The sequence below is a fragment of the Flagellimonas hymeniacidonis genome, assembly GCF_008040165.1.
GTDB lineage: Bacteria > Bacteroidota > Bacteroidia > Flavobacteriales > Flavobacteriaceae > Flagellimonas > Flagellimonas hymeniacidonis.
Genome location: NZ_VRUR01000001.1, coordinates 881,544 through 903,275, shown reverse-complemented (window position 1 = coordinate 903,275; position 21,732 = coordinate 881,544). Strand labels below are relative to the sequence as shown.

The window sequence follows — 21,732 nt, the reverse complement described above, 5'->3', positions numbered from 1 at the left end:
CAACAAACGTATCATTTAAAAAGAATAGTAGCCACATGTATGTAGTAAAAAGAGACGGAAGAAAAGAGCTGATCATGTTCGACAAGATCACGGCGAGAGTAAGAAAATTGTGTTATGGTCTTAACGGACTGGTAGATCCATTAAAAGTTGCTATGCGAGTCATAGAAGGACTTTATGATGGTGTTACCACGTCTGAATTGGATAATTTGGCAGCGGAAATTGCCGCCACCATGACGACTACACATCCAGATTATGCGAAATTGGCAGCTCGTATTTCAGTTTCGAACCTACATAAAAACACTAAAAAATCCTTCTCGGAGACCATGAAGGATTTGTATGAATACGTAAACCCTAGAACAGGTAAAAAGGCACCACTATTATCTGATGAGGTGTATGAGGTAATTTCCAAGAATTCAGAAAAATTGGATTCAACCATTATTTATAACCGTGATTTTGGCTACGATTATTTCGGGTTTAAAACTTTGGAACGTTCATACCTATTAAAATTGAACGGTAAGATAGCAGAGCGTCCGCAGCATATGTTGATGCGTGTCTCTATAGGCATCCATTTGAACGATTTGGATGCTGCAATAGAAACGTATGAATTGATGTCTAAAAAATACTTCACTCATGCTACACCTACCTTATTCAATTCAGGTACTCCTAAACCACAGATGTCTTCTTGCTTTCTATTAGCAATGAAAGATGACAGTATTGATGGTATTTACGATACGTTGAAGCAAACAGCAAAAATTTCACAATCTGCTGGCGGTATAGGTCTTTCTATCCACAATGTAAGAGCCACAGGATCCTATATCGCAGGAACCAATGGTACTTCTAATGGAATTGTTCCCATGCTTCAAGTATTTAATGATACGGCTAGATATGTGGATCAAGGTGGCGGAAAGCGTAAAGGAAGTTTCGCAATCTATATGGAGCCATGGCATGCAGATATCTATGAGTTCCTCGATTTGAAAAAGAATCATGGAAAAGAAGAAATGCGTGCACGAGATTTATTCTATGCCATGTGGATTTCTGACCTTTTCATGAAAAGAGTAGAAGCAAATGAAGAATGGACATTAATGTGTCCTAATGAGTGCCCAGGACTTTTTACGCATCACAGTGAAGAGTTTGAAGAACTATACTTAAAATACGAAGCGGAAGGGAAGGGTCGTAAAACCGTTAGAGCAAGAGACCTTTGGGAAAAAATATTGGAATCCCAAATTGAAACTGGTACACCATATATGTTGTACAAGGATGCTGCCAACCGTAAGAGCAACCAAAAGAATTTAGGAACCATCCGTTCTTCTAACTTATGTACAGAAATTTTGGAGTACACTTCTCCAGATGAGATAGCGGTATGTAATTTGGCTTCTATAGCACTGCCCATGTTTATAAAAAATGGGGAATTTGACCACAAGGAATTGTTCAAGGTTACAAAAAGGGTAACCAAGAATCTGAACAAGGTAATCGATAGAAACTACTATCCGGTAAAAGAGGCAGAAAATTCCAATATGCGTCATAGACCTATCGGTCTTGGAGTACAGGGCTTGGCAGATGCATTCATCATGTTGCGATTACCTTTTACCAGTGATGAAGCCAAAAAACTGAATCAGGAGATATTTGAAACGCTATATTTTGCAGCGGTAACGGCTTCTATGGAGCAAGCAAAAGAAGACGGACCATACTCCTCTTATAAAGGTTCTCCAATTGAAGGAGGAGAGTTCCAACATAACCTTTGGGGAATTAAGGACGAAGAACTTTCTGGACGTTGGGATTGGGCCAAGTTGAGAAAAGATGTAAAGAAAAATGGAGTGCGTAACTCCTTGTTGGTAGCTCCAATGCCAACAGCATCCACTTCTCAAATACTGGGCAATAATGAGTGCTTTGAACCATATACCTCTAACATTTATACCCGAAGAGTACTTTCTGGTGAGTTTATCGTAGTAAATAAGCACCTTTTGGAAGACTTGGTGAATTTAGGTCTTTGGAACGAAAACATGAAGCAAGAATTGATGCGAGCCAACGGATCTATTCAACATATAGAAACCATTCCACAAGACATTAGAGAGTTGTACAAGACGGTTTGGGAGCTTAGCATGAAAGATATCATTGATATGAGTAGACAACGAGGCTACTTTATTGATCAGAGTCAGTCTTTGAACCTGTTCATGGAAAATGCTAATTATTCTAAGTTGACTTCTATGCATTTCTATGCATGGAAAAGTGGACTTAAAACAGGAATGTATTACCTAAGAACTAAGGCAGCTGTAGATGCGATCAAGTTTACTTTGGACAATACAAAGAAAAAAGAGGTTCCTATTAGTGTAGCTGCTGAGGCAGAAGTTGTGGCAGCAACACCTAAGGCAGCCGAAGAACTTAAAGTAGAAACCTCATCGGCAAGTCAGCAAGAAGTAGACGTACAACCCATGACAGCTGAAGAGATGAAAGAAATGATTGCACGTGCCAAAGAAGGCCAAGCGGACGATGACTGTTTGATGTGTGGATCATAGTTTATGCTGAACTTATCAGTATGTGATAGTGTTTATTGAACAAATGCCTCGGAAAAGTTCACCCCACAAAGAACAACTTCCGGGGTATTTTTTGAATTGGAAATTCAATAAAAAAAGCCCCTTTAAAGGGGCTTTTTTAATGATTCTTGTTCAATGTCTTATAAAGACCAGGCTCTGCCCTGGGTCAATGTTTGTTCATCTTCACATCCTATGTACTCACCAGGAACCGGTAAATAGGCTAAAACTTCTTCACCTACATATTCTGATGTCTTATAAGACCAAATAGAAATATCACGTAAAGAATTAGCAAAACTAAAGCATGAAATCTCTTCATCCAATACAGCACTTCCATCATTTTCTTCAACAGCCATAAAGTAAGTTTCTAAAGCTTTTTCATGGGCTTCTTCAACCTCGTCCGTTCTTTTCTTAAGATAAGTAGCAAAAACAGGCTCTAAAACCTCTTCATCCAACTCTGCAAGCGACTCTTTTTGAGCAGAAGCCAAAACCTTATTGGTAAAATTGCTCATGCCCATCTTTAGAAAATCTTGATGTTCCTTTGGGAGCACTTCATTAGCAAATTTGTCTATAAACATATGCACATTTACTTCCGTGGCAGACGGGGTATCTGTTTTTGGTAATAAGATGTCTACTAGTGTATGTAAAACCATTCCTTCATCTTTAGAAAAGAATTCTGGGGTCCAATCCAACACTTTCTTGCTATTACAACTTTGTACTATTCCCAAAAGGGTTGGAGCGGCAACGGTATAGCCAAAGGCCAACCCCATATTTTTAAGTGCGACTCTTCTTTCCATTATATGTTTCCTTTTTTAAGTTCTTGTGCTGCGTGATTAGCAGCTCTTGCTGTAAAAGCCATATAGGTCAATGATGGGTTTACACAACTTGCAGAGGTCATAAAAGACCCATCAGTCACATAAACGTTTTTAACGGCATGTACTTGATTGTTTCCGTTTAAAACGGAAGTTTTAGGATTTCTACCCATTCTGGCAGTACCCATTTCATGTATTCCAAGCCCTAGTGCATAAGTATCATCATAAGTTTCCACATCACGTACTCCGGATTTCTCCAACATTGCTGCTGCTTGCTCTTGCATATCTTTACGCATATTAAGCTCATTTTCCTTTATCTCAGCATCAAAAGTAACCGTTGGTAATCCCCACTGATCTTTCTTATCATAGTCAAGGGTCATTTTATTTTCATGATATGGCAAGATTTCTCCAAACCCTAACATATTCATGTTCCAGCCTCCTGGTTTTAAAACAGCGTCTTTAAGTTCTTTTCCATGGGAAACTTCGGCAATGGCGGCTTCATAATCACCTCTTCCAGCACCACCTTGATATCCATACCCTCTGGTAAATTCTTTCATATTACTGCTGCCACCCAAATTTCTAAAACGAGGAACATAAATTCCATTTGGTTTTCTTCCTTTGTAATATTTATCCTCAAATCCGTCTACCTTACCCCTGGCACCGGCTTTAAAGTGATGATCCATGATGTTATGGCCCAATTCTCCTGAATCGTTACCCATTCCATCGGGGAATCTATCTGATTTGGACTGCATCAAAATTGAAGTAGAAGCTACGGCAGAAGCACAAAGGAAAATTACTTTGGCTTTAAATTCGAAAACTTCTTTAGTAACTCGATCTATAACCTTAACTCCAGTAGCTTTTTTAGTATCTGCATCATAGATTACCTCGTGTACAATGGAATCTGGACGCAAGGTCATATTTCCTGTTCGCTCAGCCGCCGGTAATGTGGAAGAATTACTACTAAAATAGGCGCCAAAAGGACAACCTCGAATACATCTATTTCTAAATTTACAAGAGCTACGATTTAGCCCATCAAATTTTTTGTCACTATTAATATGTGCAACTCTACCTGCCGTGACAACCCGACCATCAAAATGATCTGCAACGCGTTCACGCACATGCTGTTCAACACAGTTAAGGGTCATCATAGGCTCAAATTGCCCATCTGGGAGTTGAGGTAGACCCAATAACTCTCCAGAAACTCCTATATAACTTTCAACTTTATCATACCAAGGAGCAATATCTTTGTAACGTACAGGCCAATCAATGGCAACACCTTCTTTTTTATTCGCCTCAAAATCAATTTCACTCCAACGGTAACTATGACGTCCCCACAGTAATGAACGTCCTCCTACATGATATCCTCGCATCCAATCAAAACGTTTTGTTTCATTATACGGATGGTCAATATCATCCACAAACCAGAAATTATGCGGAGCTTTAACGGTATATCCTGTTCTATTTTGCTTCTCCTGCCTTGCTAGTTTTTCAGGAGATAATTCCCCATTATTTGGAAAATCCCATGGATCTAAATTTGCCGTGGGATAATCTGTAATATGGTTGACCATACGACCTCGTTCCAAAACCAAAGTTTTTAGTCCGTTTTCGCATAATTCCTTAGCAGCCCAACCACCACTAATGCCCGTTCCCACTACAATGGCATCGTATGATTCCTGCTCTTCGTTGTAATAAAATTTACTCATTTAATAGGATTGTTTATTTCATAAATGTATTAATTATTAAATTAATTTTCTACATTTAATCCTTATGTTTATTGAGAATTCACTACTATAACGTTGTAGTTTTTTAATTCTATTAAGATTTAACCACTGATCCTTATGAAAAGAAGAAATTTTATTCAAAATAGTACACGAGCCGGAATCGCATTTTCACTTTTGGGAGTCTATGCGTGTAAACAAGGCAAGAAAAAAGAAACAACAGATTCAGAAATGCCAGAAGAAACACCAGTAGCTCCAGAACAATTGTTCAAGCTATCACTAGCCCAATGGTCAATAAACCAAATGATCCGGAATGATGGAGTCGACCCCTATACTTTCGCGGAAAAAGCAAAAGCATGGGGATTCACAGGGCTGGAATATGTAAGCGGATTGTACTACAAAGAATTGGAGAAGGACAATTTTTCCGAGGCCGCCATGAAAGCATTCGTTGATAAATGTAATGCTGAAAGTGAAAAACATGGACTTGAAAATGTCCTCATCATGATAGACGGTCAAGGCGATCTAGCGGCATCGGATGCTGCTGTAAGAAAGGAAGCAGTGGAAAACCATTATAAATGGGTAGATGCAGCTTCAGCAATGGGATGTCATTCCATACGAGTAAATTTGAACGGTACTCAAGAGCAAGAAGCTTGGACAAAGGCATCTGTAGATGGGCTAACACAATTGGCTACTTACGCAAAGGATAAGAATGTAAATATCATTGTGGAAAATCATGGAGGACTTTCTTCAAATGGAGCTATGTTAGCCGGAATTATGAAAGAGGTGGGAATGGACAATTGTGGGACCTTGCCCGATTTTGGAAACTTTTGTATCAAAAGAGAAGATGGTTCTTATTACGAATCAAAATGCATAGAAGAATATGACAAGTACCAAGGAGTTACTGAATTGATGCTATATGCCAAAGCTGTGAGTGCAAAATCCTATGATTTTGATGCTGAAGGAAATGAATCCAAGATTGATTATGCCAAGATGATACAAATTGTTAAGGATTCTGGGTATACGGGATATATAGGTGTGGAATATGAAGGAAATGTACTTAGTGAAGAAGAAGGAATAATAGCTACTAAAAACTTGTTGAGCAAATTGCTTGATCTATCTGCATAAAACATTTGGTTTATGAAGGGATTTTTACATCAACAGTTTGATTATAACTTCTATTGCAATAAAAAGCTCATTGAGCAATGCATTGCTATGGAAAAAGTTCCAGAGAAGGCCATAAAATTGTTCGGTCATATATTAAATGCCCACCATATTTGGAATCATAGAATTGTTGGAAAACCAATTGAGTTCAATACTTGGCAAGAACATGTTTTGGAGAGTTGGGAAGACATTCATTATGAGAACCAAAGAACTTCATTTGAAATCATAACCAATGCAGATGATTTGAGTAAGAGGGTAGATTATGAAAATAGTGAGGGAAGGATTTTTGCCAACGAGCTCAAAGACATTCTGTTCCACATCATTAATCATTCTACTCACCACAGAGGACAAATCCTAATGGATTTCAGAACATCGGGTATTGCCCCAGAACCTTTAGATTATATTTTATACAAAAGATGATCCTCTTATGAATACAAAAATTAAGTTCCAATTGTCCTTTATGATGTTCCTTGAATTCTTCATCTGGGGTGGTTGGTTTGTTACACTTGGCACTTTTCTGGGGGAAAACTTGAATGCCAATGGGGGAGAAATAGCAAAGGCTTTTTCAACGCAGTCATGGGGGGCCATAATTGCTCCATTTATTATTGGTTTAATAGCAGATCGCTATTTTAATGCAGAACGGATTTTAGGTGTTTTACACCTTGTGGGAGCATTTCTAATGTACCAGATGTATGGCGTAGATGACTTTGCTGCTTTTTACCCATATGTTTTGGGATATATGATTTTATACATGCCAACCTTGGCGTTGGTAAATTCAATCTCTTTCAATCAGATGAAAGATCCAGCTAAAGAATTCTCCTTGGTTAGAGTATTTGGAACCATAGGTTGGATTGTTGCTGGACTGATTATTAGCTATGTTTTTCTTTGGGATTCGCCTGAGGGAAGATCAGAAGGGATGCTAAAAAACACTTTTTTAATGGTGGCAATTGCCTCCGCTATTCTTGGGCTTTTTAGCTTTACTCTTCCAAAAACACCTCCAAGAGTATCGAAAGATGAAAAAGTGAATATTGCAAGTATGCTGGGGTTTGATGCGTTGAAGCTTTTAAAGGATAAAAATTTTCTGGTTTTCTTTATCGCTTCTGTTCTTATATGTATCCCTTTAGCTTTTTATTATCAAAACGCCAATCCATTTCTTTCGGAAATCGGCGTGAGCAACCCAACAGGGAAAATGACCATAGGTCAAATATCAGAAGTGCTTTTTATGCTTTTACTGCCCTATTTCTTCAAAAAATATGGATTTAAAAAAACCATTTTGGCGGGGATGTTGGCATGGACCATTCGCTATTTGTTGTTTGCCTTTGGAAACCCAGGTGAACTTGCATTCATGTTGATTATTGGGATAGCACTGCATGGTATTTGCTATGATTTTTTCTTTGTATCAGGGCAAATTTATACGGATACGAAAGCTGGAGAGAAATATAAAAGCGCAGCCCAAGGATTAATAACTCTTGCTACTTATGGAGTAGGAATGCTCATTGGGTTTTGGATAGCGGGGAAAATAACAGATACCTATTTATTGGAAGATGCTACTCATACTTGGCAGACTATATGGATGTATCCTGCAGGATTTGCTTTGGTTGTTTTTCTGTTGTTTGCCTTAGTTTTTAAAAATGAGGAAGTAGAATATAAAAATTGAACCAAATAGATAACTAACCAAATATATTTTGATGGAAAATATTAATAAGAATAGACTTTTTGTTGCCTCCTGTGTTGCACTCTTGGTAACGGCAATGACCTTTGCAATAAGGGCAAGATTAGAAACTGTTTTTGGGCCAGAAGGAGTTGGTCTTACTTTAGAACAAATAGGATGGGCGTTTACACCTGCTTTTTGGGGCTTTACAATTGCCATGATAGTTGGAGGACCGCTAGTAGACTCGCTAGGCATCAAAAAAATAACATGGATAGCTTTTATTACCCATGCTATTGGTATCATATGGACAATCTTGGCAAAGGATCAGACCTCGTTGTTCTTGGCCACACTTTTTGTAGGGATAGGCAATGGAATGGTGGAAGCAGCACTCAACCCAATGATTGCCTCCATGTACACCAAGAATAAGACAAAGATGTTGAATCGTTTTCATGTTTGGTTTCCAGGGGGAATAGTAATAGGTTCTTTGGTGGGCTGGTTAGTCATGGATGTTATGGGGCTTGGATGGCAGGTAATGGTAGGAGTGTTATTTATTCCATTAATTATCTATGGCTTTATGTTTTTAGGTCAAAATTTCCCCGTCACCGAGCGTGTACAAATGGGAGTCAGCAACAATAAAATGATTGCCAGTTTGGGCAAACCACTATTCATATTTATGGTCCTGTGTATGTTTTTAACAGCAGCATCAGAGTTGGGTACAACGCAACGCATAGAATCATTGCTAAAAGAATCCGTTGCAGTGCCGTTGTTGGTACTAGCATTTATAAATGGTATCATGGCGTTAGGACGTGCCTTTGCAGGAAAGGTCATACATAAATTACAGCCTGCAGGGATGTTATTATTTTCAGCAATATTTACATTTATAGGGCTTTGGTTATTGACTATTACAAGCGGAGGAATGACTTTTGCAGCCGCAGCGGTTTTTGCAGTTGGAGTTACATTTTTCTGGCCGACCATGCTCGGTTTTGTTGCAGAATACCTTCCAGAAACGGGAGCTTTGGGATTGTCCATAATGGGTGGAGCTGGAATGCTTTCAGTCTCTGTGGTTTTACCTGTAATGGGTAATTTAATGGACAATGCAAATGCAACAGAAGCGCTAAGAACCATGTCGATATTACCAGCGATTTTAATAGTTGCCTTTATTGGACTTTATATCTATATGAAGAAAAGAAAAACAGAAACAGCTTAATACTAATTTAAAAATGCCAAAAAAAATAAGACTAGGAATTATTGGTGGGGGTGGTGATTCCCTTATTGGAGTACTTCATAGAGTAGCCTCTTTTATCAATGATAATTATGAAATTGTAGGAGCCGTATTCAATCCAGATTATGAGCAAAATATTGCTTTTGCCAAAGAGATTGATGTACCTACAAATAGAATATACAAGGACTTTGATACACTTATTGAGGAGGAGCTAAAACTTCCTGAGGAAGACCGTATCCAGGTCTGTTCTGTATTGACGCCTAATTTTTTACACTTTCCAATGGCCAAAAAGTTATTGGACAATGGCTTTCATGTTATCTGTGAAAAGCCAATGACAATGGACTACAAGGAGGCAAAAATCCTTCAAGAGGTCCATAAAAATTCTGGGAAGGTGTTTGCTTTGACCCATACTTATACGGGTTACCCTATGGTGAGACAAATGAGGGAGATGATCAAGAATGGAGAACTGGGCAAAATTCATAAAGTGGACGCCAGATACTACCAAGGCTGGATAAATACTGTAATCCATGATAAGGAAAAGCGTTCTTCTGTTTGGCGTTTAGATCCCACAAAAGCTGGAATAAGTTCATGTATGGGAGATATTGGAGTGCATGCGTTTAACATGGTTGAGTTTACAACAGGATTACAGGTTAAATCATTGTTATGTGATTTCAATTACCTCTATGAAGACAACCAAATGGATGTGGACGGGACCGTTCTTATACGAATGGGAGAGCACGTAAAAGGTGTGATCAGAGGTAGTCAAGTTGCTACAGGAGAGGAAAATGGACTGGCCATTGCTATTTATGGAGAAAAAGGAGCCTTAAGATGGGAGCAAGAGAAGCCTAATTTTCTCTACAAAATGAGCGATACTGAACCCGTTCAAATATATAAGCCAGGACACGCATATAATTCCGAGCTTTCTTTAGGAGCATCAAAAATGCCACCGGGACACCCAGAGGGGATTTTTGATTCCATGGCCAACATTTATTTAGGTGCCGCAAAAGCCATCCGGGGTGAAAAATATAATGATGGAGAATTCCCAACCATGGAAGATGGGGTTAGAGGCATGAATTTCATTGAAGGCACTGTAGCATCACACAAACAAGGAAATGTTTGGGTAGAAATGGATTAAGGATAGTTTTTCCTCAATATGATTTTAATGACCGCATTTTGCGGTCATTATTTTTGAAACACCTTTTCAAACCGTTCAAAAACCACGATCATACTCTCCAAAGGTGTTCTATTAAATTTTGCTAATTCCCTCGTATAATAATCCCAATGAGATTTTTGCCAGTGTTCCAAACTTTTGTCTCCTTCACCTTCCAAACGTGCATGTTCTGAATGGATGGAAAAATAAGGGACCAATTTGACGGAGGTGGTACGGATAATGCACAAAGCTTTTCCAGACCAATCTGTTACAACAGCAAAATCACCAATTTTTGGGAGCTCTTCCTTTCGTAATTGTAAACCTAACAACGAATGCGAAGTAGCACGTTTAACATCTTTGCAAACTAAGCTTGCACAAGTATTGGCATCTTTTTCATTGTCGCAAAAATGAATGACTTTTGGGGCATCTTCAGAGGCAAATTCCAGATGGGCGTCTAGAAAATCACCCCATAGATTTCGGGCAGAAGCGTTTTCCATAAGTAGATATTAAGAAAATTTATGTTGTTTAAATTGATTAGCGGCATGATTGGCGGCCCTTGCCGTAAAGGCCATATAGGTTAATGAGGGGTTAACACAACTTGCTGAGGTCATAAAGGCACCATCTGTAACATAAACGTTGGGCACATCATGAATCTGGTTGTTTCGGTTCAAAACAGAGTTTTTTGGGTTATTCCCCATACGGGCACCACCCATTTCATGAATTCCCAGACCTGGCCCCGTTTCCGTATCAAAAGCTTTTACATCTTTAAAGCCAGCAGCTTTAAAAATAGCTACAGCTTCTTTTTTAATGGCCTCTCGCATGTTCAGCTCATTTTCTCTGAATTCAACATCAAAATCCAGTTGAGGCAAGCCCCACTGGTCTTTCATGGTTTTACTCAAGGTAACTCTATTATCATGATGAGGCAACATTTCGCCAAAACCTGTCATTCCAATTTCCCAGGCGCCTGGCTTTAAAATGGACTCTTTAAGCGCTTTACCATATCCCATTTCAGCTACCATTTCAGACCAATGAGTCCTATTGGCACCACCTTGATATCCAAAACCACGAAGAAAGTTCTTTGTCTTGGTATTTTCATCCAAGTTAACAAACCTTGGAATATAGAACCCATTAGGCCTTCTTCCTTTATAATATTTGTCCAAGTATCCATCAACCTTTGCAGAAGCTCCTAGTTGATAATGATGATCCATTAGATTACGGCCTAGCTCATCATTATTATTGCCCAATCCATTTGGAAATGTTTTTGATTTGGATTGCAATAAAATACCAACTGATGCCATTGCCGATGCACATAGAAACACAATTTTGCCTTTGAATTCCATTTTTTCATGTGTCACCGCATCGATAACTTTTACCCCTGTCGCTCTCTTTTGTTTTTCATCATAAACCACTTCGTGAACAATGGAATTGGCACGCAATGTCATATTGCCCGTTCGTTCCGCAGCAGGAAGCGTAGAAGAGTTGCTGCTAAAATATCCACCAAAGGGGCATCCTCTCCAACACCTACTTCGGTACTGACAAGGTCCTCTCCCTTCAAAACTTGAAGTGTTTTCAGTAATATGAGCCGCTCTCCCAATAGTCAATAATCTTCCATCATCAAACTCTGATTGCATAGCCTGCCGTAAATCTTTTTCAACACAGTTTAATTCCATTGGCGGTTGAAATTGACCATCCGGAAGTTGTTTTAGGCCCAATTTTTCACCACTAACACCGATATAAGATTCCACCTTATCATACCATGGAGCAATATCTTTGTAGCGAACAGGCCAGTCTACGGCAATACCTTCCTTTTTGTTGGCCTCAAAATCAATGTCGCTCCACCTGTAACTTTGCCGCCCCCATGTTAAGGAACGTCCACCAACTTGATATCCCCTAATCCAGTCAAAACGCTTGGTTTCTTGATATGGATGCTCCAAGTCATTGACAAAAAAATGTTTGACATCTTCCTTTGGTGCCCAACCCAAACGACGTTGCTTAGGATATTTTTGCAATTCCTCATCGCTCAATTCGCCTTTTAAAGGATAGTCCCACGGATCATCATGCATGGTTTTATAATCTTCTACATGCTTCACCATCGGTCCACGCTCCAAAACCAAGGCTTTTAAGCCATTTTCACAAAGTTCTTTAGCTGCCCAACCGCCACTTATCCCTGTTCCTACAACAATAGCATCATAAACAACATTTTCGTTCATTATTGTACTGTTTTAATTGTTAGCTAATCCCTATATTTATGTCTTTCTACAGGAAAAATAATAACATCGTAGTTTTTTTCTTAAATATAGGCGATAAATCCTAAAACGTTAAGGATTTATCATTTCTTAAAAAATTGATTTAAATGAAAACAATTAAAGGACCTGCGGTATTTCTTGCCCAATTTGTAGATGGTCAACCTCCATTCAATTCTTTGGACGGTATGTGCAAATGGGCTTCTGGTTTGGGATACAAAGGCATTCAGATACCCACATGGGAATCTTTCTTAATAGATTTGGATAAGGCTGCTGAAAGTCAAGATTACTGCGATGAGCTCAAAGGGAAAATCAATTCGTACGGATTGGAGATTACAGAGCTTTCAACCCATTTGCAAGGACAACTGGTAGCTGTTCATCCCGCATATGATATTATGTTTGATAATTTTGCGCCAGATACGGTAAAAAACAACCCTAAAGCGAGAACGGCATGGGCGGTGGAAACTGTTAAAAAAGCAGCTACGGCAAGCCGTAGGCTTGGACTAAATGCGCATGCAACATTCTCTGGGTCGTTACTTTGGCATACTGCTCACCCCTGGCCACAACGCCCCCCCGGATTGGTTGAAATGGGTTTTGAAGAGTTGGCCAATAGATGGATGCCCATTCTAAATCATTTTGATAAAGAAGGGGTTGATGTCTGTTATGAAATTCATCCAGGAGAAGATTTACATGACGGGGATACGTTTGAACGCTTTTTAGAAGCAACGGGGAATCATAAAAGAGTGAATATTTTATATGATCCAAGCCATTTTGTATTGCAACAACTGGATTATATTACCTACATAGACCATTACCATGAATTTATAAAGTCATTTCACGTAAAGGACTCAGAATTTAATCCTACAGGCAAAAAAGGTGCTTTTGGAGGATACAATGATTGGGGTGATCGAGCGGGCAGATATCGTTCTTTGGGAGATGGACAAATAGATTTTAAGACTATTTTCTCCAAGTTAACGCAATATGGATGTGATGTTTGGGCCGTTATGGAGTGGGAATGTTGTATTAAAAGTCCTGAGCAAGGAGCACGGGAAGGTGCCAAATTTATTCAAGACCATATTATTGAAGCAACCACCAAAACATTTGATGATTTTGCCGGTTCAGAAACGGATACTGAAAAACTAAAAAAGATATTGGGATTATGAAAAAAATAGCTTTACTGACTATATTAATAGTTGCTTTTGCTTGCAAAGACAAGCCAAAAGAGAATTCCAAGGAAGTAGAAGAAACTTCAGAAACAAAGATGCAGGAAGAAAAACCTGAGTGGACTGTTTTGTTTGACGGATCTTCGTGGGATGGATGGCACATATATTCGGGAAGGGATATAGAAGAAGCCTGGAGCTTGGAAGATGGCGCCATGCTCTTGAACAAAACTTCTGAACAACGAAAGGGTGGCGAGCGTTTCAACATCGTAACGGACAAGGAATACACAAATTTTGTGCTTTCAGTGGAATGGATGGTATCCAGTGGAGCCAATAGTGGTATTATGTGGGGAGTGGTTGAAGATGACAAATACCCAGAACCTTATACTACAGGGCCCGAGATTCAAGTGCTGGACAATATAGATCATCCAGATGCAAAGAACGGCACAAGTCACCAAGCTGGAGCGCTTTATGATATGGTATCACCGTCTCAGAATGTGGTTAAACCTGTTGGAGAGTGGAATCATTATTTAATATCGATTAACCATGAAACTAATGAAGGCAGCGTGGTTTTAAACGGAGTTAAGATTGTAGAATTTCCTGTAAATGGAGAAGCTTGGGACGCTATGGTGGCCAATTCTAAATTTGCTACTTGGGAAGCCTTCGGGAAGTTTAAAACAGGGAAAATTGCATTCCAAGACCATGGTGAACCCATAGTGATTGGGTATAGAAATATTAAAATCAAAGAACTTTAGGATGCATATGAAAGTCAATATTCTATTAGCAGCAATTGTTTTGATACCCACTTTTGCACTTTCACAAGAGAAGGAGCCAACCACCCCAGAAGCTACTGAGTTTTACGAACCTGTTCCTCCAAAGGTTATTCCGGGAAAGAATGGAGCCCCTCCTAGCGATGCCCTTGTATTATTTAATGGCAAGGATTTTAACCATTGGGTAAGTAGTGCGGATAGTACAGATGTAAAGTGGCACTTAAACGAAGATGGAAGTATGACAGTTAAGGATAAGACCGGAAACATTCAGACCAAAAAGAACTTTGGAAGCATGCAACTTCATATAGAATGGAAATCGCCTGCTGAGGTGCAACGAGAAGGTCAGAACAGGGCTAATAGCGGCGTTTTTATTCAGCAGCGCTATGAGATTCAGGTGCTGGACAATAACGATAACCCAACCTATACCAATGGTCAGGTAGGCTCAGTTTATAAGCAAACTGTTCCTTTAGCTATGGCATCTGTCCCTACTGGGGAATGGAATACCTACGATATTATCTTTCACGCTCCAGAATTTAGTAGGGGAGGCAATATTGTACAACCGGCAACGGTTACAGTTTTGCATAACGGTGTGTTGATTCAAGACCACACCATTATAGAAGGGACCATTAAATACATTGGTTGGCCAAAGTACGAAGCACACGGAAAAGCCCCAATTGTATTACAAGATCATAGAGATAATAGTAGGGTGAGTTACCGTAATATTTGGGTAAGGGAACTAAACTAAGTTCGTTTTAAAAGCTTGCTAACTTGTAAGGTCTTTGTGTACGTAGTCTAGCAACTATTTTGGTTACCTTTGCCAAAATTTAATCATTTTGTATGATTCAATCCATGACCGGATTTGGAAAGCATGTAGTGCAACTTCCTTCCAAGAAAATATCCATAGAGCTTAAATCGCTCAACAGCAAAAACCTTGATATCAATGCTAGAATTCCACAATCCTATAGAGAGAAGGAGTTGGAATTGCGAAAAATGATTGCCGATGTGTTGATTCGTGGAAAGGTAGATTTTGGACTATACCTTGAAATCACTGGTGAGGAAACAACAGCCGAGGTAAACCAAGGAGTGGTTAGAAAGTATATGCAACAATTGGCCAATATTACAGAAGGTGATGAGCTTAAATTGCTTGAAATGGCACTGCGTATGCCAGATACCATGAAAACCGAGAGAGGAGATATAGATGAAGAGGAATACCAAGCTATAAAAGGGGCTATGAAGCAGGCTCTTTCTGAAATTGTCAAGTTCCGAGATGAGGAAGGTCAAGTTTTGGAAAAAGACTTTGTAGCTCGGCTTAAGAATCTAAATACACTATTGGATGAGGTAAAGGCAATCGATCCAGAACGTTTGGATACCGTTAGGGAACGTTTGGAAAAAGCGGTAGCTGATTTAAAAACAGAGGTAGATGCCAATAGGTTTGAACAGGAATTGATCTACTATTTAGAGAAATACGATATCACGGAAGAAAAAGTTCGTTTGGCCAATCATTTGAGCTATTTTGAAACAACATTAAAATCCAAAGATTCCAACGGTAAAAAGCTTGGGTTCATTGCTCAAGAAATTGGTAGAGAGATCAATACCATTGGTTCCAAGGCAAATTATGCACCCATGCAACAATTGGTAGTGCAAATGAAAGATGAGCTGGAAAAAATAAAGGAGCAAATGCTTAATGTATTATGAAGGAAGGAGGAAAGCTCATTATCTTTTCGGCACCTTCCGGTAGTGGTAAGACTACAATTGTAAGGTATTTGTTGGAACAGCCTGAGCTTAATTTGGCTTTTTCGGTTTCTGCAACCTCCAGACCTAGAAGAGGAAAAGAAAAAGAAGGGATCAATTACTACTTCATGTCCATTTCTGAATTTAAAAAACACATTAAAGCTGAAGATTTTTTAGAGTGGGAAGAGGTATATAGGGATAATTTCTATGGTACTTTAAAAAGTGAAGTGGAACGCTTATGGGCAGAAGGAAAAAATGTAATTTTTGATATTGATGTAGTCGGCGGGCTTCGGATTAAAAAGAAATTTCCAAAGGAAACCTTGGCCGTTTTTGTGAAGCCACCTAGCGTAGATGAGCTAAAAATCAGGCTTAAAAAGCGAAGTACAGAAAGTGATGATAAAATCAATATGAGGGTTGCAAAAGCTTCTGTAGAGCTTGCTACCGCTCCTCAATTTGATGAAATTATCAAAAACTATGATTTGGACATGGCACTAAAAGAGTCCCATAAATTGGTGGCTGATTTTGTGGGTGCAAAAATGCCCAAATCAGAAGAAGAATAGAAAGGTGAAAAAAGTAGGGCTATACTTTGGTACGTTTAACCCTATCCATATTGGTCATCTGGCAATAGCCAACCATATGGTGGAGTTTTCTACATTGGATGAGGTTTGGTTCATCATTACCCCACAAAGTCCTTTTAAAAAAAAACATTCTTTATTAGATAACCATCACCGGTATCAGATGGTTTTTGAAGCTGTTCAGGATTATCCCAATCTTAAGCCCAGTACAATAGAATTTGATTTACCACAGCCTAATTATACTATCAATACACTACTTCTACTCGAAGAGCAATATGGTAAGGAACATGATTTTTCGCTTATCATGGGAGAAGACAATTTAAAAAGCTTTCATAAATGGAAAAACTATGAGTCCATTTTGGAACACCATGCCATATACGTATACCCCAGAATTTCTAAAGGAAAAATGGAGCATCAGTTTGTGGGTCATCCGAAAATTATAAAAGTAGATGCTCCTATTATGGAAATTTCATCCACCTTTATTCGGAATGCACATAAAGAAGGGAAGAATATTAAACCACTGCTTCCAGCTCCCGTTTGGAAATATATGGATGAAATGAATTTTTATAGATAGGGAATTACTCCGCGCCTGCTTGACTAAGAATATCTGTTCCTAAATATTTATCGTCTTTGTTATAGTACCATGCTCTAGTTTTTGGCATTTTAATGCCCTCAACCTCCTCTAAACCTTCTAGAAGAATATATTCCCCATCATTTTTACTTTCATCATGGTAAAATTGATACACTTCCATAGCATAGGTATTGGGGTCAAAGTAAAAATACCAAACATCTTTGCCCACACGTTCCTCATAATTTACCTTGAGGACCAAATATTCTTTTCCTTTAAATGTTTTGGTTCGAACCTCATCATGTAAAATGGTACCAGGATCTTTAATTTTCATGGGGAGACCATACAAATAGGTATAGTAATTTTTCATCATGCCCCCTCGTTCACAAGTCAGTCTATAGGTTTCCCTGTCTTTATCACTAACTTCAGAAGAGCCATTTAAGCTGGTCGTGCATACTTCTTTGTTAAAAGTATAGGTATAGGAAGCATCATCCTTCTTCACCTCTAAACTAAAATATTGCTTTGGGATGTTAATCTGAATAGTGCTTAATCGGTCACTTGATTTGGGTGTCTTCATGAGCACATTAAATGCACCATCCAATGTTTTCCATTGATTATTGGGGTCATGAAATTGAATGGCCTTATCTAAAAGCTCTTCGGCGGTAATTTTTTGCCCATGGAATACATTACTTATAAAAAAAACAGAAATCAGAATGATATATCGCATGCAGCAAGTTAAATAAATTACTCTGGTTTTTCTATCCTTGCTGGCTCAATAGTGCTATCATGACCGGAGTAATAAAGCTCTAAGAGTTCAAAAACAACCTCAACCAAATCTTTACTCTCCGTTAAGATAGAAAAGTATAGCGTAGTATTTTTTGGACTTGATTCTTCTGTTCTTGTCCTTGCAATCTGACGCTCAATTTTATCTGACATCAGTTTGAACAAATCATTTTTACCTTCCAGTTTACTTCCAATATCTTCAAATGATCTGCTTTCAAAGATTTGTTGCGTATCGGAAAATAATTTTTCGAGTCTAATGTCTAGCTCTTTAAGCTCTTTTATCTGGTTGTACTTTAATTTTTTATGATTGTTATGTACATGCGTATGGCTCACTTTTCCAATATACTCAAGAGATTGAGCTACATCAGTTAGGTGGGCTAGTGTTGTAATATAGAAATTACTGGCTCCCACATTTGCCTCATCGAGATTCTTGATAAAATAGAACAGATGGTTTCTAAGATCTTCAATCTCTGAAGAAAGCTTGGCACCTTGTTTTTTGTTCTTTTTTAAAAGTTCCAAATCCTGTTTTGACAATCCGTTTATGGAATTGGTATAAATTTTATTGGTCCTTTTGATAACGTTGGCAATATTATTGGCGCTTTCTTCTATTACACCTTGAATAGAGCTACTTTCTGCTCTATTAAGACTGTCTTCAGCTTTTAACTCTTTTGCCTTTTTCTTATATGCACTGTAGTTTCTTACCAACAGTAGTATGGCGGTAAACAACAAGATGGCAATTGCAGCTCCTTTCCCAAAATTTATTAACGTAAGAACAGTACCAGCAGCTACAAACGCTATTATTGCCGTACCAAACCATCCGCCTATAACATTAAGAACACCAGCAACCCTGTAGACTGCGCTTTCAGCTCCCCATGCTCTATCTGCTAAAGAAGTACCCATTGCAACCATAAATGTTACATATGTTGTAGATAGTGGAAGTTTATAAGAAGTGGCTATAGAAATCAAAATTCCAGCTACCATAAGGTTAACGGCAGCTCTTACCATATCAAAAGCTGGAAGTTTAAGTGTTTTGTCTTGAGATAGTGCGATTACTGGTTTGTCAAATCGTCTATCCATTTGTGCCTTCACTTTTTTGGGTAAAAGACTATTAAAGTATTGCGACATGTTTGATGACATTCTAACCAAACCTCTGGAGATAAAGTTAGGTTGAAATCTTTCTTTTGCTTCTCCTTCTCTGGACAAATTAATCTCAGTATCCGCTACATAACGAGCCTTTTTGGAAAGCCACAATGTAGTAACCATAACAATACCCGAAATAAAAAGAAGTAGTGTCGGGGTAGGCACTTTCTTTGAAAGCACCTCCATACTGAATTCAGCAGCTGGAATGCCTGATGCTACCCACGCTTCATAACTCTGCCAAGCAGCAATTGGTACTCCAATGAAGTTCACCAAATCATTTCCTGCAAAAGCAAGGGCGAGGGCAAATGTGCCAACTCCAATAATGACTTTATAGATATTTACTTTAGTAAAATATATGAGTATATAAGAAATGAGTGACCATAATATAAAATTCACAATCACAATTGAAACGACTTCCGCTTCAAGAAAATCTTTGATTTTCATACCCCCGAGAATGTCAAAAGTTTCACCGGCATAGGGTGTTCCTTTTATTCCCTTCATCAAGATAAAATAAACGATAGAGGACAATGCAATTCCTCCAAATAAGGCACCCACCCATTTGGCTTTTTTCTCAAAGTTATAGGACAACAGTAATCTTGATATCCATTGAACAATTGCACCAATGGTAAAAGCAACAAAAACAGAAAGTAAAATACCAGAAATAATCTGTATTGCCTTTGAGGTATTTATATAGTTGACAACATCTGAAAAATCACCGTTTGCGGCTCCAATTTTTAGGAGCGACATAGCAACGGCAGCACCCAATAACTCAAAAACAATAGATACTGTAGTGGACGTTGGCATTCCTAGCGTATTGAAGAAATCCAGCAGCAATATGTCCGTAATCATTACGGCCATAAATATGAACATGATTTCTTGGAAAAAGAACTCCCCCGGATTAAATATTCCTTTACGGGCAACCTCCATAAGCCCACTTGAAAAAATGGCGCCACAAGCAATGCCTATACTGGCAATAATCATTATAGTTTTAAATGAAATTGCCTTAGAACCAATAGCCGAATTTAAAAAATTAACCGCATCATTACTGACTCCCACGACCAAATCGGCAATTGCCAAAGCGGCTAGGGCTATAATCATTAGAAGGTAAATATTGTCCATAATAGTGTTAAAAAATAATTTTCAAATGTCTATACTTTGCTGATTTTCAATGTTATTTAAAAGTTATGTTTTCCTTTAAAAATGAACATCCATTTGCAATCGATACATCAATTCGTCTGTACCACCGTCAACCGAAAGATAACTTAAATCTGTTTGTACTTTAAGTTTATGGCCTAAAAGATATTTTGATAATCCAAGGGTATATTGCGTTTCATTCGCCCGAGCTGTGATATCGTCAAAATTAATATTGGTATATCTTCCAGACACTTCCCAATTGCTTTTGAATAAATAACCAGTTTGAAGATTTAATCCATCGCCCAAAAGAACAATATCTCCTGTCTCGGTACCATCAGAATTTCTGGCTATGGGCGCTTTGGCATCTCTATGGGCATATTCTCCCATTAGTGAAAAACCATTGTATTTATACATAACATCCACGAAAATTGTATTGATGTTGGTTTCATAAAAGCCTACATCATTTGCCATATAAGAACCTAAATTACTTCTTGTCCTTACAGCATTCTGATTGGAATCATAAGTTACCGCCAACATTAGTTTTGAGGATTCTTCACGTTTTAGATCCGAACCACTATAATCCCCTTTGCTTTTGAATTTACCAAAAGGGAGCAGTTCAATTCTTGCCGTGTATTGGTGACCGCCAAGGTTTCCAGAGGTCACATTTCTACCCTCTCCTTGTGAAAGTGCCAACTTCTCACGAACCAAAAACGTATCTGTTAAGTTGAAATGATGCCTTAATTGCACACCCATATCCCGGTCAATATTAAATCTACTATTCACGAGTGAACGATCAACTTGTTGCAAGTTTCCAGAAGAAATGACTCGTTCTATATTACCAGGAAGTTTGGTTTGACCTATCCAAAGCTCAAAGTTTTCATGGAAATTCCACATTACCACTGCATCTAAAATATACCGCGGCGCATTACTTGTAAATTGGTTTGCACCAGAGATGTCACGGTTAGAAAGTCCCAACTCAAATTTGTACCGAAGCTTTGGGGAATACGCAAAACCATCAAATTTTAATCGTGCCCTACGCACCAAAAAGTTCTGCTCAGGATTTTCAAAACCATTATCTGTTCCTTTGTCCCATGTTGCTATACCCAAAAATTGCATTCGCATTGCAAATTTCATGGTCCAAGTACTGTCTTTACCAACAACATTTAGGAGGCCTTTGCCAAATTTTGGGGCTACTACTTGAGAATGGGAAGAAAAACAAAAGAAGATGACCAGACCAATGGTCAAGAATTTTAATTTCATTTCAATATTAGTTTTTGTCGAGTGCAAATAACTAATATCAATGTTAATTTAATGTTTGGTTTATGTTATGTTTGATAATGGCCATCTCGTTCGAGATGGCCATATCTTGGATTTCAAAAAAATAGT

Annotated in this window: 19 protein-coding genes; 12 read left to right on the top strand and 7 right to left on the bottom strand. The window is 38.5% G+C overall.

Annotated elements, in window-relative coordinates; translation table 11 throughout:
• The first annotated feature begins 35 nt into the window (after window positions 1-35).
• A complete protein-coding gene (locus FVB32_RS03985; RefSeq protein ID WP_147741396.1) occupies window positions 36-2,513 on the top strand; it encodes a ribonucleoside-diphosphate reductase subunit alpha in 2,478 nt (825 codons plus the stop codon).
• 158 nt (window positions 2,514-2,671) lie between these two features.
• On the opposite strand, the gene FVB32_RS03980 is transcribed toward FVB32_RS03985, so the two are convergent.
• Both FVB32_RS03980 and FVB32_RS03975 read right to left on the bottom strand, forming a co-directional pair.
• Window positions 2,672-3,325: a gluconate 2-dehydrogenase subunit 3 family protein gene (locus FVB32_RS03980; RefSeq protein ID WP_147741394.1), complete on the bottom strand. Its 654-nt coding sequence runs from the start codon at window positions 3,323-3,325 to the stop codon at window positions 2,672-2,674.
• Complete coding sequence (locus FVB32_RS03975) at window positions 3,325-5,043, bottom strand: GMC oxidoreductase (protein WP_147741392.1); 1,719 nt, start codon at window positions 5,041-5,043, stop codon at window positions 3,325-3,327. Before FVB32_RS03975 ends, FVB32_RS03980 begins: the two co-directional genes overlap by 1 nt.
• 135 nt (window positions 5,044-5,178) lie before the next feature.
• Here FVB32_RS03975 and FVB32_RS03970 point away from each other — a divergent pair, with 135 nt between their 5' ends.
• The 5 genes from FVB32_RS03970 to FVB32_RS03950 are packed head-to-tail and all read left to right on the top strand — an operon-like array spanning window position 5,179 to window position 10,227.
• On the top strand, window positions 5,179-6,183 hold the full coding sequence (locus FVB32_RS03970; protein ID WP_147741390.1) for a sugar phosphate isomerase/epimerase family protein: 1,005 nt from the start codon (window positions 5,179-5,181) through the stop codon (window positions 6,181-6,183).
• A gap of 12 nt (window positions 6,184-6,195) precedes the next feature.
• A complete protein-coding gene (locus FVB32_RS03965) occupies window positions 6,196-6,639 on the top strand; it encodes a DinB family protein (protein WP_147741388.1) in 444 nt (147 codons plus the stop codon).
• 7 nt (window positions 6,640-6,646) lie between these two features.
• Window positions 6,647-7,876, top strand: a complete 1,230-nt coding sequence (locus FVB32_RS03960) for a nucleoside permease (RefSeq protein WP_147741386.1) — start codon at window positions 6,647-6,649, stop codon at window positions 7,874-7,876.
• Window positions 7,877-7,907: 31 nt separating this feature from the next.
• Window positions 7,908-9,077, top strand: a complete 1,170-nt coding sequence (locus FVB32_RS03955) for an MFS transporter (protein WP_147741384.1) — start codon at window positions 7,908-7,910, stop codon at window positions 9,075-9,077.
• A 13-nt stretch (window positions 9,078-9,090) separates the two neighbouring features.
• Window positions 9,091-10,227, top strand: a complete 1,137-nt coding sequence (locus FVB32_RS03950; RefSeq protein WP_147741382.1) for a Gfo/Idh/MocA family protein — start codon at window positions 9,091-9,093, stop codon at window positions 10,225-10,227.
• Window positions 10,228-10,274: 47 nt separating this feature from the next.
• Here the strand turns inward: FVB32_RS03950 and FVB32_RS03945 are convergent, their stop codons facing one another.
• On the bottom strand, window positions 10,275-10,739 hold the full coding sequence (locus FVB32_RS03945; RefSeq protein WP_147741381.1) for an ASCH domain-containing protein: 465 nt from the start codon (window positions 10,737-10,739) through the stop codon (window positions 10,275-10,277).
• Between the two features lie 9 nt (window positions 10,740-10,748).
• A complete protein-coding gene (locus FVB32_RS03940; protein ID WP_147741379.1) occupies window positions 10,749-12,452 on the bottom strand; it encodes a GMC oxidoreductase in 1,704 nt (567 codons plus the stop codon).
• Between the two features lie 143 nt (window positions 12,453-12,595).
• Here FVB32_RS03940 and FVB32_RS03935 point away from each other — a divergent pair, with 143 nt between their 5' ends.
• The 6 genes from FVB32_RS03935 (at window position 12,596) to nadD (ending at window position 17,295) form a co-directional block, all read left to right on the top strand.
• On the top strand, window positions 12,596-13,648 hold the full coding sequence (locus tag FVB32_RS03935) for a sugar phosphate isomerase/epimerase family protein (RefSeq protein ID WP_147741377.1): 1,053 nt from the start codon (window positions 12,596-12,598) through the stop codon (window positions 13,646-13,648).
• Entirely contained in the window at window positions 13,645-14,400 is a 756-nt protein-coding gene (locus FVB32_RS03930) for a 3-keto-disaccharide hydrolase (protein ID WP_147741375.1), read from the top strand. Before FVB32_RS03935 ends, FVB32_RS03930 begins: the two co-directional genes overlap by 4 nt.
• Window positions 14,401-14,407: 7 nt before the next feature.
• Window positions 14,408-15,160, top strand: a complete 753-nt coding sequence (locus FVB32_RS03925) for a 3-keto-disaccharide hydrolase (RefSeq protein WP_147741373.1) — start codon at window positions 14,408-14,410, stop codon at window positions 15,158-15,160.
• A gap of 92 nt (window positions 15,161-15,252) precedes the next feature.
• On the top strand, window positions 15,253-16,110 hold the full coding sequence (locus FVB32_RS03920; protein WP_147741371.1) for a YicC/YloC family endoribonuclease: 858 nt from the start codon (window positions 15,253-15,255) through the stop codon (window positions 16,108-16,110).
• The gene (gene gmk / locus FVB32_RS03915; protein ID WP_147741369.1) at window positions 16,107-16,706 is read left to right on the top strand and encodes a guanylate kinase; all 600 of its coding nucleotides are present in this window, start codon (window positions 16,107-16,109) and stop codon (window positions 16,704-16,706) included. Before FVB32_RS03920 ends, gmk begins: the two co-directional genes overlap by 4 nt.
• Before the next feature lie 4 nt (window positions 16,707-16,710).
• Window positions 16,711-17,295, top strand: coding sequence for a nicotinate (nicotinamide) nucleotide adenylyltransferase (gene nadD, locus FVB32_RS03910; protein ID WP_147741367.1), 585 nt, complete (start codon window positions 16,711-16,713; stop codon window positions 17,293-17,295).
• Window positions 17,296-17,299: 4 nt separating this feature from the next.
• Here nadD and FVB32_RS03905 read toward each other — a convergent pair whose 3' ends face one another.
• The 3 genes from FVB32_RS03905 to FVB32_RS03895 all read right to left on the bottom strand — a co-directional run bounded on the left by FVB32_RS03905 (window position 17,300) and on the right by FVB32_RS03895 (window position 21,606).
• A complete protein-coding gene (locus FVB32_RS03905; RefSeq protein WP_147741365.1) occupies window positions 17,300-18,016 on the bottom strand; it encodes a DUF6503 family protein in 717 nt (238 codons plus the stop codon).
• Window positions 18,017-18,033: 17 nt separating this feature from the next.
• Entirely contained in the window at window positions 18,034-20,331 is a 2,298-nt protein-coding gene (locus FVB32_RS03900; RefSeq protein ID WP_147741363.1) for an inorganic phosphate transporter, read from the bottom strand.
• A 75-nt stretch (window positions 20,332-20,406) separates the two neighbouring features.
• Entirely contained in the window at window positions 20,407-21,606 is a 1,200-nt protein-coding gene (locus FVB32_RS03895; RefSeq protein ID WP_147741361.1) for a porin, read from the bottom strand.
• Window positions 21,607-21,732 lie beyond the last annotated feature (126 nt).

Bases quoted from the DNA above. Each gene is read 5' to 3' on its own strand.
- FVB32_RS03985 (WP_147741396.1), top strand. From the start codon at position 36: ATGTATGTAGTAAAAAGAGACGGAAGAAAAGAGCTGATCATGTTCGAC.
- FVB32_RS03980 (WP_147741394.1), bottom strand. From the start codon at position 3,325: ATGGAAAGAAGAGTCGCACTTAAAAATATGGGGTTGGCCTTTGGCTAT.
- FVB32_RS03975 (WP_147741392.1), bottom strand. From the start codon at position 5,043: ATGAGTAAATTTTATTACAACGAAGAGCAGGAATCATACGATGCCATT.
- FVB32_RS03970 (WP_147741390.1), top strand. From the start codon at position 5,179: ATGAAAAGAAGAAATTTTATTCAAAATAGTACACGAGCCGGAATCGCA.
- FVB32_RS03965 (WP_147741388.1), top strand. From the start codon at position 6,196: ATGAAGGGATTTTTACATCAACAGTTTGATTATAACTTCTATTGCAAT.
- FVB32_RS03960 (WP_147741386.1), top strand. From the start codon at position 6,647: ATGAATACAAAAATTAAGTTCCAATTGTCCTTTATGATGTTCCTTGAA.
- FVB32_RS03955 (WP_147741384.1), top strand. From the start codon at position 7,908: ATGGAAAATATTAATAAGAATAGACTTTTTGTTGCCTCCTGTGTTGCA.
- FVB32_RS03950 (WP_147741382.1), top strand. From the start codon at position 9,091: ATGCCAAAAAAAATAAGACTAGGAATTATTGGTGGGGGTGGTGATTCC.
- FVB32_RS03945 (WP_147741381.1), bottom strand. From the start codon at position 10,739: ATGGAAAACGCTTCTGCCCGAAATCTATGGGGTGATTTTCTAGACGCC.
- FVB32_RS03940 (WP_147741379.1), bottom strand. From the start codon at position 12,452: ATGAACGAAAATGTTGTTTATGATGCTATTGTTGTAGGAACAGGGATA.
- FVB32_RS03935 (WP_147741377.1), top strand. From the start codon at position 12,596: ATGAAAACAATTAAAGGACCTGCGGTATTTCTTGCCCAATTTGTAGAT.
- FVB32_RS03930 (WP_147741375.1), top strand. From the start codon at position 13,645: ATGAAAAAAATAGCTTTACTGACTATATTAATAGTTGCTTTTGCTTGC.
- FVB32_RS03925 (WP_147741373.1), top strand. From the start codon at position 14,408: ATGAAAGTCAATATTCTATTAGCAGCAATTGTTTTGATACCCACTTTT.
- FVB32_RS03920 (WP_147741371.1), top strand. From the start codon at position 15,253: ATGATTCAATCCATGACCGGATTTGGAAAGCATGTAGTGCAACTTCCT.
- gmk (WP_147741369.1), top strand. From the start codon at position 16,107: ATGAAGGAAGGAGGAAAGCTCATTATCTTTTCGGCACCTTCCGGTAGT.
- FVB32_RS03905 (WP_147741365.1), bottom strand. From the start codon at position 18,016: ATGCGATATATCATTCTGATTTCTGTTTTTTTTATAAGTAATGTATTC.
- FVB32_RS03900 (WP_147741363.1), bottom strand. From the start codon at position 20,331: ATGGACAATATTTACCTTCTAATGATTATAGCCCTAGCCGCTTTGGCA.
- FVB32_RS03895 (WP_147741361.1), bottom strand. From the start codon at position 21,606: ATGAAATTAAAATTCTTGACCATTGGTCTGGTCATCTTCTTTTGTTTT.